This is a genomic window from Nocardiopsis oceani (genome assembly GCF_054777395.1).
On record NZ_BAAHAR010000035.1, the window covers coordinates 1 to 14,222 of the forward strand.

General features: G+C 69.0%; 13 protein-coding genes and 1 pseudogene. 9 read left to right on the top strand and 5 right to left on the bottom strand.

What is annotated here, in order from left to right; all coding sequences use genetic code 11:
* Window positions 1-332 precede the first annotated feature (332 nt).
* The gene (locus ACYVDG_RS20960) at window positions 333-1,181 is read right to left on the bottom strand and encodes a hypothetical protein (RefSeq protein WP_460755967.1); all 849 of its coding nucleotides are present in this window, start codon (window positions 1,179-1,181) and stop codon (window positions 333-335) included.
* A gap of 383 nt (window positions 1,182-1,564) precedes the next feature.
* On the opposite strand from ACYVDG_RS20960, the pseudogene ACYVDG_RS20965 reads away from it, so the two are divergent.
* Window positions 1,565-1,801: pseudogene (locus ACYVDG_RS20965) on the top strand (ISL3 family transposase); the annotation flags it as partial.
* 178 nt (window positions 1,802-1,979) lie between these two features.
* Window positions 1,980-2,759 carry an ISL3 family transposase gene (locus tag ACYVDG_RS20970; RefSeq protein ID WP_460755971.1) on the top strand — a complete coding sequence of 260 codons (780 nt, stop codon included), beginning with the start codon at window positions 1,980-1,982 and terminating at the stop codon, window positions 2,757-2,759.
* On the opposite strand, the gene ACYVDG_RS20975 is transcribed toward ACYVDG_RS20970, so the two are convergent.
* Both ACYVDG_RS20975 and ACYVDG_RS20980 read right to left on the bottom strand, forming a co-directional pair.
* Window positions 2,709-3,146 (bottom strand): hypothetical protein, encoded by a 438-nt coding sequence (locus ACYVDG_RS20975; protein WP_460755975.1) that lies wholly within the window; start codon window positions 3,144-3,146, stop codon window positions 2,709-2,711. The genes ACYVDG_RS20970 and ACYVDG_RS20975 overlap by 51 nt on opposite strands.
* 177 nt (window positions 3,147-3,323) lie before the next feature.
* Window positions 3,324-3,710: a hypothetical protein gene (locus ACYVDG_RS20980; RefSeq protein ID WP_460755979.1), complete on the bottom strand. Its 387-nt coding sequence runs from the start codon at window positions 3,708-3,710 to the stop codon at window positions 3,324-3,326.
* A gap of 438 nt (window positions 3,711-4,148) precedes the next feature.
* Here ACYVDG_RS20980 and ACYVDG_RS20985 point away from each other — a divergent pair, with 438 nt between their 5' ends.
* Window positions 4,149-4,583: a hypothetical protein gene (locus tag ACYVDG_RS20985; protein ID WP_460755982.1), complete on the top strand. Its 435-nt coding sequence runs from the start codon at window positions 4,149-4,151 to the stop codon at window positions 4,581-4,583.
* A 465-nt stretch (window positions 4,584-5,048) separates the two neighbouring features.
* On the opposite strand, the gene ACYVDG_RS20990 is transcribed toward ACYVDG_RS20985, so the two are convergent.
* Together ACYVDG_RS20990 and ACYVDG_RS20995 are read right to left on the bottom strand one after the other, a co-directional pair.
* Complete coding sequence (locus ACYVDG_RS20990) at window positions 5,049-6,554, bottom strand: glycoside hydrolase family 32 protein (RefSeq protein WP_460755985.1); 1,506 nt, start codon at window positions 6,552-6,554, stop codon at window positions 5,049-5,051.
* A 62-nt stretch (window positions 6,555-6,616) separates the two neighbouring features.
* The gene (locus tag ACYVDG_RS20995) at window positions 6,617-8,293 is read right to left on the bottom strand and encodes a putative PEP-binding protein (RefSeq protein WP_460755988.1); all 1,677 of its coding nucleotides are present in this window, start codon (window positions 8,291-8,293) and stop codon (window positions 6,617-6,619) included.
* A gap of 99 nt (window positions 8,294-8,392) precedes the next feature.
* Here ACYVDG_RS20995 and ACYVDG_RS21000 point away from each other — a divergent pair, with 99 nt between their 5' ends.
* Genes ACYVDG_RS21000 through ACYVDG_RS21025 form a run of 6 tightly spaced genes read left to right on the top strand, consistent with a single transcriptional unit; the run spans window position 8,393 to window position 13,975 of the window.
* The gene (locus ACYVDG_RS21000; RefSeq protein WP_460755991.1) at window positions 8,393-9,154 is read left to right on the top strand and encodes a DeoR/GlpR family DNA-binding transcription regulator; all 762 of its coding nucleotides are present in this window, start codon (window positions 8,393-8,395) and stop codon (window positions 9,152-9,154) included.
* Entirely contained in the window at window positions 9,151-10,095 is a 945-nt protein-coding gene (gene pfkB, locus ACYVDG_RS21005; RefSeq protein ID WP_460755994.1) for a 1-phosphofructokinase, read from the top strand. Before ACYVDG_RS21000 ends, pfkB begins: the two co-directional genes overlap by 4 nt.
* Complete coding sequence (locus tag ACYVDG_RS21010) at window positions 10,092-10,541, top strand: PTS sugar transporter subunit IIA (protein WP_460755999.1); 450 nt, start codon at window positions 10,092-10,094, stop codon at window positions 10,539-10,541. Before pfkB ends, ACYVDG_RS21010 begins: the two co-directional genes overlap by 4 nt.
* Window positions 10,538-12,034 carry a PTS fructose transporter subunit IIC gene (locus ACYVDG_RS21015; protein ID WP_460756002.1) on the top strand — a complete coding sequence of 499 codons (1,497 nt, stop codon included), beginning with the start codon at window positions 10,538-10,540 and terminating at the stop codon, window positions 12,032-12,034. Before ACYVDG_RS21010 ends, ACYVDG_RS21015 begins: the two co-directional genes overlap by 4 nt.
* A 25-nt stretch (window positions 12,035-12,059) precedes the next feature.
* Window positions 12,060-12,341, top strand: a complete 282-nt coding sequence (locus tag ACYVDG_RS21020; protein ID WP_460756006.1) for an HPr family phosphocarrier protein — start codon at window positions 12,060-12,062, stop codon at window positions 12,339-12,341.
* 17 nt (window positions 12,342-12,358) lie between these two features.
* The gene (locus tag ACYVDG_RS21025) at window positions 12,359-13,975 is read left to right on the top strand and encodes a glycoside hydrolase family 32 protein (protein ID WP_460756010.1); all 1,617 of its coding nucleotides are present in this window, start codon (window positions 12,359-12,361) and stop codon (window positions 13,973-13,975) included.
* Window positions 13,976-14,222 lie beyond the last annotated feature (247 nt).

Here is a 14,222-nt window from a genome sequence, read left to right on the forward strand (position 1 = left end):
ACCAGCGCGGCGAGCTCCTCGTAGGAGGGCGCGGTCTGGTCGGAGGAGGTCACGGGTTCATCGTTGCAGCCCAGGGGTCCCTCTCGCAGGCGAACCGATCAACTCACCCAAAGACCTGAACAGTCACGATCAGTTTTACTCCGAGAGTTATGGAGGCATTGATGTGCAGGGGGCGCTAGCTGTCAATCTCGCAGTGCTAGAACCATTTCATTCGGGTGTTGTGTGTCAGTGGGATGGTGCACTAGCTCAAGACACCAGAGGCGGCCCCAGGTGTGAAAAGTCGTGGTTGCGTTCGACAGCCGAGTTTGTATGGCACGGATGGCAATATCAACTCAGATCTTGCCCCGGCGCTGGACGTTTCCCGAGGCGAACCATGACACCAGCGTGGCGGCAAGCGCGACTCCGGCTCGCGCCTCCTCTTGGTTTACGTCCCGATAGTCGTCCTTGCCGTGACGGTCCACCTGGCCCCTGTACAGGGTGCGCAGCATGTCGACCAGCATCGTGGCAGTCGGCGAGTGCTGGTGCTCGCGGAGTGGCAACCGCCAGTCGCCGTGATTCTGCATCACCGACGCCATGCTGCCGAGCGTGGCCTCCAGGTTGTTTGGCTCGACCAGGGGCTGGGCCGCTGTTTCGACAGCACGGACCGCGTCGGCGTACGCACCCGGAAAGTCAGATGTGAAGGCGTGCACTTTACTCCAGGCACGCGCGAGAATCTGTCCGGAAGTGCCCGAGGAACTGATCGTCGCCTCGACTATGTCTTGCACACCCTCCGGCTCGCGCGCCACCAGACCGGGCTTGCCCATGCGTGTGCCTATCATCCATTTGGAACGGCAGAGCCTAAGTGCATAGTCCAGATCCGTTGTCCGAGTTCCGTGCCACTCCACTGAGAGTGTTGCGTCCACTACCCGGAGCAAGGTTCGATCGTCCATCCTGCGCAAGATACTCGTGTATTCGCTCCACTTGCGGTAGGCGTTCTCACGTACCCCCATTTCAATGCCCGTAAGCATCTCCAAATGTCGACTTCGATCGTTGCGTAGTCGATCGAACTTCGCATGCGACAAGATATGCTCGAACCACGCAACAATCGGCTCACGTAGCGGTCTCGGTACTCCGTCTACCAACACCCTGTACTGCTCGGCATCGTCCTGGCTCAGTCCGAAGGGGACCCATTCATCGATCACGTATTCATCGTACAGGTTGCCTCCGCCAGGTACCGAAACGTGAACTCAATGTCGAGTTCGATTTCGGCTTAGCGGGTCTTCGAAGTTAATGGGGGTGGGGCGGTGACAGGCGGGCTTTCCGGTCACGCTGTGTGAGGCAGTCGGGGGCAGGCGCCCCGGATGCAAGAAGCCCGCAGGTCTTCGTGATCATGGCTGTTGTCGAAGCAACCAAAACGAAAACCCACGGGCTTGAACACAGACGATCCCTCAACCCTGACGCGGCAACACTCCTACTCGGGCTCGAGGGGGCTAGTGTGACCCACTTCAAAGCCGACAGTGCAGGCCAATCGACGGTCTACACCGTCACCAGCGACGACTGCGCACAGGCCTGCCCCTCCTGCGGGATGCTGGCCACCCGGCGCAAGGACTACCGCACCACCACCCCCAGGCATCTGTCCCGCGGCAGCACAGCGGTGCGCATCCGCTGGCGCAAAGCCCGCTGGTACTGCACTGCAGATGTGTACACCCGCGGCTCTTTCACCGAGGCGATCCCGGCAGTGCCCGCCCGGATGCGTACCACCACCGCCCTGCGCGACGCGGCCGGGGCCGCGGCCTGTGACACCGGCCGCACCGTGGTCCGGGCCCGACGCGACCTGGGCCTATCCTGGCCCACCACCTGGCGCTGTTTCACTGACTACGCCGCCCGCCTCCTGCCCGAGGACCCACCCCACACCGAGGCGATCGGGATCGACGAGACCCGCCGCGGCAAGCCGGTCTGGCAACAGAACCCGCACACCCACACATGTGAACTGGTGGCCGATGCCTGGCATATCGGGTTCGTCGACGCCATCGGCGGGCAGGGCCTGTTCGGCCAGGTCGAGGGACGCGGGCGCGGCCCCGGTGGCCGACGGGCACCTGGCCCAGCCCGCCGCCTGGCGCGCGCAGGTGCGCCACGTAGCCATCGACCTGTGCGCCCCTTTCCGCACCGCGATCAACCAAGCTCTGCCCCACGCGCGGATGGTCGACGACTGCTTCCACCTCGTCCAACTCGCCCAGCGCCGCCTCGCCGACCTACGCCGGCGCCTGACATGGAAGCAGTACGGGCGCCGGGCTCACAGGGGTGATGCCGTCTATGCCGTGCGCAGGCTCTTGCGCCGCAACGCCGAAGAACTCAGCGCCGACCAACGCACCTTCCTGCAGGTGACGTTGGAGCACATGGGCACCTACGGCCGACAGATCTACGCCGCCTGGCAGGCCAAGGAACTCCTACGCGATCTGCTGGGCCTGGCCGTAAGCCGTACCCGCGTGAGTCCCGATCGCTCCGCGATCAGCGCGGCCCGCTACCGCTTCCTCTCCCACGTCGCCGACCATGCGCACCTGCCCGAACTCCGCATCCTGGTCCAGACCGTCGAGCAGTGGTGGGACGGCATCGAGGCCCACCTGGCCACCGGGATCACCAACGCCGCCTCCGAGGGCAACAACCACCTCATCAAGCTGGAGGCCCGCAATGCCTTCGGTTTCCGGAACCGGGCCAACCAACGGCTCCGGTCACGCTGTGCAACCACCCGCCGGAGTCGACGAGAGGCCCACCCCCATTAACTTCGAAGACCCGTGTTGGCGGCGCTGGGACAGTTGGCGGGAGATGATGCCTCGGCGCCAGAGGGGGACTCCGTCTTTTTGAGTGTCGCCGTGCTTGGGGGTGAGGCGGCCACGGGAGAGGTCGGAGCGGATGGTGCTGGGGGAGAGGCCGGACTCGGCTGCGATTTCGGCTTTGGTGAGGAGTTCTTCGGGTGGGCCGGTGTGGATGGGCAGGGTGGTGTCGGCCTTGAGGTTGGCTTGGACCCAGGTGTGGACGGCGGTGTGGTCGTACTCGAGGTACCGTCCTCGTCGGCCGGTGGGGGAGGGAAAGCCCTTTGCGCGGGTCCATTCCTTGCTCACGGTGTGCGGGCTGCGGCCGTAGCGGCGGGCGATCTCTGGAACGGTCACGCCCGGCCGGTCTACCATGGACTGGGCCTCTCTTCGGGGTCTCAACTGGTGAGGGTCGGCGCTCTGTGACCCCCGGGCTCGCTCGGGGAAAGCGTCGGCCCTTCATAGTGTGCCCGGCGTGCGGGTGGATGGCATAGCAAAGCCCCGGACCTGGTGGCCCGGGGCTGATCGGGGTCTCTAGGAGGCTTGGGGCTTGGTGCTGGCTTCCTGGTGGTCGTAGTTCTGGATGAAGTGCGCGATGCGTGCGGAGCAGATCTCGGCGGAGATCAGCCGAAGCTTGGTGTGGCCGCACTCCTCGAGAGTGGCCACCAGTTCGTAGAGGGTGTTCCACTCCACGGCCGCGGCGCAGAGCCGGGCGCGCTGGCCGTTCTGCAGCGGCATCTCCCGCAGCAGGTCCATCGTGCCCTCCAGGGCATCCAGGACCGCCATGTGTTCCTCGGGCTCATTGCCCAGGGGCGGGAGTGCGATGGGCAGGGGCAGTGCGGCGAGCCGATCGGCCAGGGTGGCGTAGAGGCCGTGCAGGACCCTCCTGATGCAGGCGAAGCGCTCCTCGAAGGCGTGCATGCGCTATTCCTCTCTTGAGTTCTCAACTGGTCCTGGCTATGGGCTGTGACCCCCGCGGCCAGACACTTCTCATCATGCAGCAATTGATTCTGGTTTTGCAGCGCTTGTGGATAACGCCGGGCTAGGAAGTCGGCCCATGGGTGGGTGTGTGTTCGGTCAAGGGTGGGTCGGGATCCGAAGGCACATGAGGTGGCGGCGGGGGTCGTCGGGGGGTCGTTGGTGTGTGGGGCTGGCAGGCGCTGACATCCCCTGTGGGGTAAGGGTTTGCGGATGTTTGTCAGAAACCCGACATAGATCTCTTCTCTTCTTGAGATCTCTATGAGGGCTGGGGTGAGTGCGGGGGGCTCCTGGAGGTTTTTCGCTGGAGGGCGTCCAAATCGAGGGGGCCGATGGCTTCTTTACGGGGTGAAGGACTTTTCTCAGCGAGGAGGCGATCCCATGCGGCGGTTGGACGAGATGCGGCGGTGCCAGCACCAGAGGCGGATGTACTCGGTGCGCTCTGACGGCCACCACGGCGTGTCCCGGGTCTGGACCAGCTGTGCCGAGGCCGAGGGGTCGGCGGTGCAGGTGGCCGACCAGGTGGAGCGTCGAGGGCTCCTGGAGGATATGCGGGCGATGGTGGTCTTTATGGAGGCCAACCCGCACCTGCCGGTGGGAGAGATGGCCAAGGTGGAGCTCACCTACTTCCCCGAGGGCTGCGATGGGCACAAGGAGGGCGAGGTGGAGCGACTGGCCGCACTCATGGGGGTGGCTCCGCGGTGGGAGGGGGCGCACTTCGTGTGTGAGAAGCGGATCGGCCAGGCCTTCTACCGGGTGGTGGCCATCCCGGAGGCCGTCAGGACGAAGGAGCGGGCATTCCGCTGGGGGAGCTGACCCTTCACGCATCGGGGCCCTGGGCGTCGCCCAGGGCCCTTTCTTTTTCGTGCTGGGCAGAATAGGCGATAACTGTTTTTCGGGTAGTCTGTCCACAGGCATTATTTGAATCGCTTGCGGGAACAGGAACGGAAGCCTAAGCTGAAAACAGATTTCGCCTGAGGGTTGTCCATCCCCTTTGAGAGCGGCGTTTTCGCAGGTCGGATGTGCCCCAATGAGTTATCGCCTTGTAAGCGATAGGTTAGGGGTTCAAGTCCCCTCGTCGGCTCTCACATTGCCTGACCTGGTATCACTCCCATGGCGAGGTCGCTACCACGTAGCTTCGTCGCCTGGAGAGCTATCGCCTATGGGTACCCAGCGTGTTCGTCGGGGGCCGCGCAACATGGCCGCTGGACCCCTGAACCTCCACATCAAGTCCTTCTTATCCGCCTATCCCGTGCTGCTCTGGGGAGCGTGAGCGTGCAGTCAGCGGATCTGCCCCATGGGATGGATCGTCAGGGACTCCAGGTGAGCCCTGCCCCCGGAACTGTAGAGCGTGATCCCGTCGTCGCCAGGGTCGGGGTAGGCGAGCATGGTCCCCGTGAGTGAACCGTCGTCGACGAAGACCTCCACGGAGGACTCGTCCACGTAGCCGCGCATGCGCAGGACCCCGTCCTGCGGCTCGTGGTCCCAGGAGCGCCGTACCCCGAAGTCGACCTCCTCCAGTTCAGGGTCGTACAGCGTCTGCGGGCCGCCGTTGGCGCGGTCCATCACGAACTCGCCGTGTTCGGTGTTGGCCCCCACCGCGAACCACGACTCCTGACCGGAGGCCTCTCCGTCGAAGACCCTCAGGCCCGCCTCTTCGGCCCCGCCCAGGTCGATCTCGGCCTCGAACTCGAAACTGCGCCCCTCGAAGTCCACCGGGCGGAGCCCGTCGATTTCGCCTTCGGGCACGTGTACCGGGTCCCCGCGCAGCTCGTCGAGTTCGGGGACCGGCTTCTGCGCGAGTTCCAGGTCGCCCTCACCGGTGGGGCGCAGCGACAGTTCGCGCGGCACGCTCATGTGGTTGGTCCACCCTTCGGTGGGGGCGGCGTAGGGGTGGGCCCAGTTGCCGACCCAGCCGAGCCACACACGGCGGTCGTCGGGAGCTTCGGCGAAGCTCTGCGCGGCGTAGAAGTCCTGACCGGCGTCGACGATCCGCTCTCGTTCGGGAGGGTCGTGGCTGGTGAAGGACTCCCCGTCGAAGTCGCCCACGAAGTACTGCGCGGTGGAGCCCCCGGTCTCCTCGGAGGCGCCGACGCTGACCGCGAGCACCCACTCGGTGCGTTCGGGGTCTCCCTCAACGGGCAGCTCGAACAGCTCCGGGCACTCCCACACGGCTGTCTGCAGCCCTTGATCTTGGCCGAACTCCGAGAGTTTGTCCCACTCCAGGAGGTCGGGGGAGCCGAAGATCTCTACCGCCGATCCGGTGGCCACGACCATGATCCAGGACTCGCTCTGGTCGTGCCAGAACACCTGCGGGTCGCGGAAGTCCTCACGGCCGTCGTTGGGTACGACGGGGTTGCCTTCGTGGCGCTCGAACGTGCGGCCGCCGTCGGTGCTGTGGGCGATGCTCTGCGCCTCGCCGCCCTCGGTGTTGGTGTAGGCCGCCACGATGCCGCCCTCCCCGTCCGGGAAGAGGCCGCTGGTGTTGTGGTGGTCGACCACCGCGCTGCCCGAGAGAGCCTGGCCCAGCTCGTCGTGCTCCAACGCGGTCGGCAGCTCCTCCCAGTGCACCATGTCGGGGCTGACGGCGTGGGCCCACGTGCCCCACTGCTGGTGGAAGAGGTGGTATTCGCCCGCGTGGTAGACCAGCCCGTTGGGGTCGGCCATGTCCCCCTCGGTGGGGGAGTAGTGGAACTGCGGGCGCAGGTCCTCGGTGTAGGCATCGGGCCCGGTTTCCTCGGTCGGCGGTGCCTCGTCCCCGCCCGGCAGGCTGCAGGCGGTCGCCATCACCGACAGCGACAAAAATGGACAAATAAGGGCATATCTACGCACTCGGTTCACGGTGCCGGTCAGACCCCGCCCTCGGTCTCGGCGGCGAGTTCCCGGGCCGCTGCCTCACGCGCTTCCTGCGGGGAGTCGGCCGCCAGCGCAGCCCGTGCGGCCTGTTCGAAGCCCTTCATGGTGTGGCCCGAGAGCGCGGCGCCCACGGGGGCCAGAGCCGTCGCGGACATCGACAGGCTGCCCACCCCGGTCCCCGCCAGCACCCCTGCCAGGTGCGGGTCGGCGGCGGCCTCACCGCACACGCCGACCGGTACTCCGTGCTCGCGTCCGGCCCGGGCCAGACCGGCCACCAGCCGCAGCAGGGCCGGCTGCCACGGGTCGTTGAGCTCGGCCAGGGCCCCGCTGAGCCGGTCGGCGGCGAACGTGTACTGAGCCAGGTCGTTGGTGCCCACACTGACGAAGTCCACCGCCTCGAACAGGGCGGGGCCGGCCAGCGCGGCCGCGGGGGTCTCCACCATCACCCCTACCCGGTCCAACCCGGCAGCGCGGGCCCGTTCCGCGAACCAGCGCGCCTCGGCAGCCGTGGCCACCATCGGCGCCATCACACTCACCCGCGCTCCGGTGTCGGACGCGGCGCCGGCGATCGCGGCCAGCTGGCGCTCCAGCAACCCGGGCCGGTCGAAGGCCACCCGCAGCCCCCGCACACCCAGCGCGGGGTTGGGCTCTTCGCCCATGGACAGGAACGGAAGCGGCTTGTCGGCGCCCGCGTCGAGCGTGCGCACGATGACGGGCAGGCCCGCGAGAGGTTCCAACACCGCGCGGTAGGCCTCGCGTTGGGCCGCCTCGGAGGGCTCCGCGGCCGCGTTCAGGAAACAGAACTCGGTGCGGAAGAGGCCCACTCCCTCGGCTCCGCCGGCCGCCGCTGCCCGGGCGTCGGCGGGTGAACCCACGTTGGCCAGGACCCGCACCGGGTGCCCGTCGCGTGTGTGTCCCGTACCGTCCCATTCCACGTCCGCCGCTTCGACGGCCCGCGCGGGCACGGGACGGCGGTGGAGGGCGACCTCCCCGGTGAGGCCGTCCACGACCGCGCCTTCGGCCGGGTCCTCCAGCAGGCCGCGGACCGCGACCACGGCGGGGATGCCCATCGCCCGGGCCAGTACGGCGGTGTGCCCGGTCGGGCCCCCTTCCTGGGTGACCAGGGCCAGTACCAGTGACGGGTCCAGGCCGGCGGTGTCGGCCGGGGCGAGGTCCCGGGCCAGGAGGACGCACGGTTCGGTGAGGTGGGGGACCCCGGGCGGGTTGGTGCCGCGCAGTTCGGCCACGATCCGGTCGCGCACGTCGAGTACGTCGCGCACCCGTTCGGCCATGAGTCCGCCGGCGGCCCTCAGCATCTCGGCGAAACCGTCCGCGGCCTCGTGCACGGCACGTTCCGCGGGCAGTCGGTTCTCGGTCACGAGTGACTCGGCCTTGGCGGTCAGGGAGGGGTCGGCGGCCATCTCGGCGGTGGCCGCCAACACCGCCGCGGCCTCTTCGGTGGTCGCCGTGCGCTCCCGAAGCGACCGGGCGACCGTATCGGCGGCCGGTCGGATGCGGGCCGCCTCGGCCGCGGGCTCGTCCGGGGCCGGGCCGACGGCCGGTTCGGGCTGGCGTTCGGTGACGCGCACGATCGGCCCCGCTGCTGTTCCGGGGCTCACACCAGCCCCGTGCAGCACTGAACTCGGGTGGGGGAGCGAACCGTTCGCCATGGTGCCTCCGTGTTTTTCGAGCGTTCACCGATCCTTGACAATATGGCAACACCAGGCAGAATTGGTCAACATCAAACCGGACAACGGAGGGAATCGGGCATGTACGGGGCCGAGCGCCGACAACTTTTGGCGCAGAAGGCAAGCCGGGACGGACGCATCGACGTCTCGTCGGCCTCTGAGGAACTCGCCGTGGCACCGGAGACGATCAGGCGGGACCTCAGTGTCCTCGAACGGCAGGGTGTGGTCCGCCGGGTCTACGGCGGCGCGATCGCCGTCGAACGCCTGGACTTCGAACCCAGCGTCACCCTGCGCGACCAGACCAACGAGGCGCAGAAGGAGCACATCGCCAAGGCCGCGGTCGCCCAACTGCCCCGACGCGGAACCATCCTCCTCGATGGCGGCACCACCACCGCCCGCCTGGCTGGGCACATGATCGACGGTGGCGACCTCACCGTCGTCACCAACTCCCTCCCCACCGCCCAGCAACTCGTGACCCGCCAGGGCTGCGAAGTCCACCTCATCGGGGGCCGGGTGCGGGCCACCACGCTGGCCTCCGTGGGCGCCTGGTCCCAGGACGTCCTGGACGGCCTCACCATCGACGTCGGATTCTTCGGGACCAACGGCTTCTCCACCGACCGCGGCTGCACCACCCCCGACCCCGCCGAGTCCGCCGTCAAGGCCGCCATGGTCCGCGCCTGCCGCCGCCGCGTCCTCCTCGCCGACCACACCAAGTACGGCGACGACCAGTTCAGCCGCTTCGCCCACCTGGACGAGATGGACGTGGTCGTCACCGACGACGGACTCGACGAGCAGGCCCGCAAGGCCCTCGCCGGAGCCGAGCCCGACGTGGTGATCGCATGATCGTCACCGTCACCCCCAACCCCAGCCTGGACCGCACGGTCGCAGTGCACTCCCTCCACCGGGGCGAGGTCCACCGCAGCCTGGACACCCACCTCGACCCCGGCGGGAAGGGCGTCAACGTCGCCCGGGTCCTGGCCGCCGCAGAGCGGCCCACCATCGCCCTCCTGCCCTGCGGCGGCCCCGAAGGCGCACGCCTGGGCGCACTCCTCCAACAGGAACGGGTCTCCGTTGCCGAGGTACCCGTGCACGGCGCGACCCGCAGCAACCTCACCGTGGTCGAGGCCGACGGCACCACCACCAAAGTCAACGAACCCGGAACCGCCCTCACCCCCGGAGAGACCCGCGAACTCGTGGACCGCGCCGCCGCCCTGGCCAAAGGCGCCGACTGGCTCGCCACCTGCGGGAGCCTGCCCACCGGCAGCCCGGACCACATGCACGGCGACCTCGTCGAAGCCGGCCGCAGGGCGGGAGCGCGCACCGCAGTGGACACCTCCGGGACCGCCCTGGCCCGAGCCGTCGACGCCCGCCCCGACCTGGTCAAACCCAATCACGACGAACTCGCCGAACTCGCCGGGCGCCCCCTGCCCACCCTCGGCTCCGTCCTCGACGTCGTCCACGGGCTGCGCCGCCAAGGAGTGGGCGCCGTCCTGGTCAGCCTCGGCGCCGACGGGGCGCTCCTCGTCGAAAACGCCGGCGCCTGGCACGCCCAGGGGCCCGCCACCACGGTCCTGAGCACCGTGGGCGCCGGTGACGCCCTACTCGCCGGGTTCCTCGGCGCCGGCGGTGCCGGCCCCGAGGCCCTGCGTGCAGCCGTGGCCCACGGAACCGCCGCCGTCGGCCTTCCGGGCAGCCGTATGCCAAGCCCTCACGATCCGCGCATCGACACCGTGCACGTCACCGCAGTCGACACCTCCCTCACCCTTACCGGAGCGACACCATGACCGATCTCGTCACCACCGACCTGGTCGACCTCGACCTGGTTTCCACCGACCGGCGCGAGGCCGTCCGCTCCCTGGGCGAACGCCTGCACAGGGCCGGCCGGGTCACGGACCTGGAGCGGTTCCTCGCCGACGTGGAGTCCCGCGAACAGCAGATGTCCACGGGCCTTCCCGGCGGTATCGGAATCCCGCACTGCCGCTCGGCAGCCGTCACCGTCCCGACCCTCGCGATCGGCCGCAGCGCCGAAGGTGTGGACTTCGGAGCCGAGGACGGCCCCGCCCGACTCATCTTCCTCATCGCCGCGCCCGAGGGTGGCGACACCGACCACATGACCGTGCTGGCCAAGCTCTCGCGCCGACTCATGCGCGCAGAGTTCACCGGCACCCTCCTGAGCGCCGACGACCCGGCCCGCGTGGCCGACTACGTGCGTTCGGAGGTGGCGCTGTGAAGATCGTCGCCGTCACGTCCTGCCCCACCGGAATCGCGCACACCTACATGGCAGCCGAGGCCCTCGAACAGGCCGGACGCGCCGCCGGACACGAAGTCTCCGTCGAGACCCAGGGGTCGGCCGGCACCGCCGCCCTCTCGGCCGCGGACCTCGCAGCGGCCGACGCCGTCGTTTTCGCCGCGGACATCGGGGTGCAGGGACGCGAACGCTTCGAGGGCATCCCGTACGTCGAAGTCACCGTCAAGCAGGCCGTCAACGACGCCGCCGGCATCCTCGAACGCGCTGTCGAGGCCGCCGACCAGGCGGAAGGAGCAGGCACCGGCCGGGCCGGGAAGGAAGAGGAAACCGCCGAACCGGCCGCACCGGGGGAGAACACCCCCGAGCCCGGGACCAAGGTCACGGGCACTGGAGGCTTCGGCAGCAACCTCAAGCAGTGGCTCATGACCGGCGTCAGCTACGTCATCCCGTTCGTTGCCGCCGGCGGCCTGCTCATCGCGCTCAGCTTCGCCCTGGGCGGCCATGACATCACCGAGGCACCGTCGGTCACCGAGCACTTCGACGCGCTCAGTCTCACCAGCTGGGCCGCGCTGGCCAACCAGACCGGCGGCCTGGCCATGGACTTCCTCGTGCCGGTACTGGCGGGCTTCATCGCCTACGCCATGGCCGACCGGGCCGCCATCGCACCCGGGTTCGTCGCCGGAGCCGCCGCCGTGACCGTAGAGGCCGGCTTCCTCGGCGGACTCCTCGGGGGCCTGCTCGCCGGTGCGGTCGTCGCCGGCCTGCGCCTCATCCCCGTGCCCCGCGCGGTCTCCGGCGTAATGCCGGTGCTCGTTCTGCCACTCATCGGGACGGCCGTGGTCGGCACCCTGATGTTCGTGGTCGTGGGCGAACCCATCGCCGTGGCCATGCACGCCATCACCGCCTGGCTCAACGGCCTGACCGGGACCAACGCGATCCTTCTGGGCGGCCTCATCGGAGCCATGATGGCCGTCGACATGGGCGGGCCCGTCAACAAGGTCGCCTACACCTTCGCCGTCGGCGGACTCACCACCGGCAGCGAGACCGCGTTGGCGATCATGGCCGCCGCGATGGCCGCAGGCATGACCCCGCCCATCGCCATGGCGCTGGCCACCAAGATCAAGCCCGCCCTGTTCAGCCCCGCCGAACACGCCAGCTCCCGCCCGGCCTGGCTCCTCGGCGCCTCCTTCATCACCGAGGGCGTGATCCCCTTCGCCGCCGTCGACCCGCTGCGTGTCATCCCCTCCATCGTCGTGGGTTCGGCGACCGCGGGTGCCCTGACCATCGGCTTCGGCAGCACCCTCATGGCCCCGCACGGAGGAGTGTTCGTCCTGCCACTGGTCAGTGCGCCACTGCTGTACCTCGTCGCGATCCTGGCCGGGATCGCGGTCTCCGCCGGCGCCGTGCTGCTCGCGAAGAGCATCGCCCGAGGCGAACGCGTCCCCGAGGAACAACCCGTCACCGCCAACGCCTGACCAGACAACCCTGAGAGGAAACCGCATGCACCGCCGAGTCACCATCGCCTCCCCCGTGGGGCTGCACGCCCGCCCCGCCTCGCTCCTGGCCAGGGCCGCCGCCGAGCACGAGGGCCCGGTCCGTCTCGCCAAGGTCGTCGACGGCGTTGCCGGGGACCCCGTCGACGCCGCCAGCGTCCTGGCGCTGATGTCCCTGGGCGCCGCGCACGGAGACGAAGTCGAACTCACCGCCGACGACGACCGGATCCTGGCCGACCTGGCCGAACTCCTGGCCGATGAGCACGAAGGCAGCACCCCCACCGGTTGACCACGAGGAGGACCACTGTGACCACTCACCGCCAACCAGGCCGCATCGGACGACGCCTCTTCCTCGCCGGGAGCGGGGCGCTCGCGGGAGCCGCCGTGCTCGGCGCGGCCTCCCTGCCTCCGGTCCGACCGGCCGCTGCCCGGCCCGAACCCCTACGGCTGCGCCCCCAACTGCACTTCACCCCCGCCGAGAACTGGATCAACGACCCCAACGGGCTCGTGTACCACGACGGCCTCTACCACCTGTACTTCCAGTACAACCCGGAGGGCGACCGCTGGGGCAACATGTCCTGGGGGCACGCCACCAGCACCGACCTCGTGCACTGGGACGAGCACCCGGTCGCCATCCCCTACACCGAAGAGGAGCACATCTTCTCCGGCGGGATCGTCTTCGACGAGCACAACACCAGCGGCCTGGGCACCGCGGACGACCCGCCCCTGGTGGCCGTCTACACCAGCGACTACACCGACGCCTCCGAGTACCCCGGCATCCAGGCCCAGTCCCTCGCCTACAGCACCGACGGCGGCTTCACCTGGGACAAGTACGAAGGCAACCCCGTCCTGGACATCGACCACCCCGACTTCCGCGACCCCAAGGTCTTCTGGCACGAGCAGGACGGCGAGGGCTACTGGGTGATGGCCGTGGTCGTGGCCACGGAGCACGTCGTCCACCTGTACCGCTCCGACGACCTCCTCGACTGGGAGTTCATGAGCGACTTCGGTCCCGAGCACGCCGTGGACGGCATCTGGGAGGTGCCGGACCTGTTCGAGCTGCCCGTGGACGGCGCCCCCGACGACACCCGCTGGGTCATGATCGTCAACCTCAACCCGGGCGCGGTCGCGGGCGGGTCCGGAGCGCAGTACTTCGTCGGGGACTTCGACGGCACGACCTTCACCCCGGAGCACCTCGCCGACTCCGACGACCTGGCCGACTTCGACTGGCTGGACTGGGGCCGCGACTACTACGCCGCCGTCTCCTATAACGACACCCCCGACGGCGCCCGCGTGACCATGGCGTGGATGAGCAACTGGGACTACGCCGAGGAGACCCCCACGTCGCCCTGGCGCGGCGCCATGGCCCTGCCGCGCGAGCTCGCGCTGAAGACCGTCGACGGCCGCCCCCAGCTGGTCCAGAACCCGGCCCACCAGGTCGACGACCTCGTGGGCGAGCCGGTCACGGAGCACCCGGAGGTCACCGTGGAGCCCCACGGCGTCGACCTGCTCACCCCCGAACCCGGACAGGCCTACCAGGTGGAGCTGACCCTGCGCCCGGGAGAGGCCGACAGCATGGGCCTGCGCGTCCACCAGGACGGCGACCAGGCCACCGTCATCGGCTACGACACCGGCGCGGAGGAACTCTTCGTGGACCGCACCGAGTCCGGGGACACCGGCTTCCACAAGGACTTCCCCGGCCGCAGTTCGGCCCCGCTCCCCCTCGAGAACGGCAGCCTGGGCCTGCGCGTGGTCGTGGACTCCTCGTCCGTGGAGGTCTTCGCGGCGGGGGGCCGCGTCACCCTCACCGAACTGGTCTTCCCCGGCCCCGACGCCCATGACGCCACCCTCTACACGGAGGGTGCGACCTCCCTGGTCGAGGACCTCCGGGTCAGCCCGCTGAACGCGGGCGGGGCACGATGAGACCCGTATCCCCCGCGCGACGGAGACCGTGAACGCTCCGTGGCTGGAGCCGCGGGCTTGCGGGTAGGTGCCCACCTGGCTGGTGGGAGGCCTCCCGCGCCCAGCACCCTCTCAGTGTTGGGGGTGGTGAGCCCGGGGGAGCGGAAGAAGGGCGGGCGGTACCTGCGCGGTGCCGCCCGCTTCGTTGCGTCGGGTGAGGTCCGACTTCGCGGCGGATCGGCCCTGAGTGCCAGGACCGGTAGTAGCA

Excerpts from the sequence above, each read along its gene's own strand:
- pfkB (WP_460755994.1), top strand. The coding sequence starts at position 9,151 with ATGATCGTCACCGTCACCCCCAACCCCAGCCTGGACCGCACGGTCGCA.
- ACYVDG_RS20970 (WP_460755971.1), top strand. The coding sequence starts at position 1,980 with ATGCCTGGCATATCGGGTTCGTCGACGCCATCGGCGGGCAGGGCCTGT.
- ACYVDG_RS20980 (WP_460755979.1), bottom strand. The coding sequence starts at position 3,710 with ATGCACGCCTTCGAGGAGCGCTTCGCCTGCATCAGGAGGGTCCTGCAC.
- ACYVDG_RS20985 (WP_460755982.1), top strand. The coding sequence starts at position 4,149 with ATGCGGCGGTTGGACGAGATGCGGCGGTGCCAGCACCAGAGGCGGATG.
- ACYVDG_RS21010 (WP_460755999.1), top strand. The coding sequence starts at position 10,092 with ATGACCGATCTCGTCACCACCGACCTGGTCGACCTCGACCTGGTTTCC.
- ACYVDG_RS20995 (WP_460755988.1), bottom strand. The coding sequence starts at position 8,293 with ATGGCGAACGGTTCGCTCCCCCACCCGAGTTCAGTGCTGCACGGGGCT.
- ACYVDG_RS21000 (WP_460755991.1), top strand. The coding sequence starts at position 8,393 with ATGTACGGGGCCGAGCGCCGACAACTTTTGGCGCAGAAGGCAAGCCGG.
- ACYVDG_RS21020 (WP_460756006.1), top strand. The coding sequence starts at position 12,060 with ATGCACCGCCGAGTCACCATCGCCTCCCCCGTGGGGCTGCACGCCCGC.
- ACYVDG_RS20990 (WP_460755985.1), bottom strand. The coding sequence starts at position 6,554 with ATGGCGACCGCCTGCAGCCTGCCGGGCGGGGACGAGGCACCGCCGACC.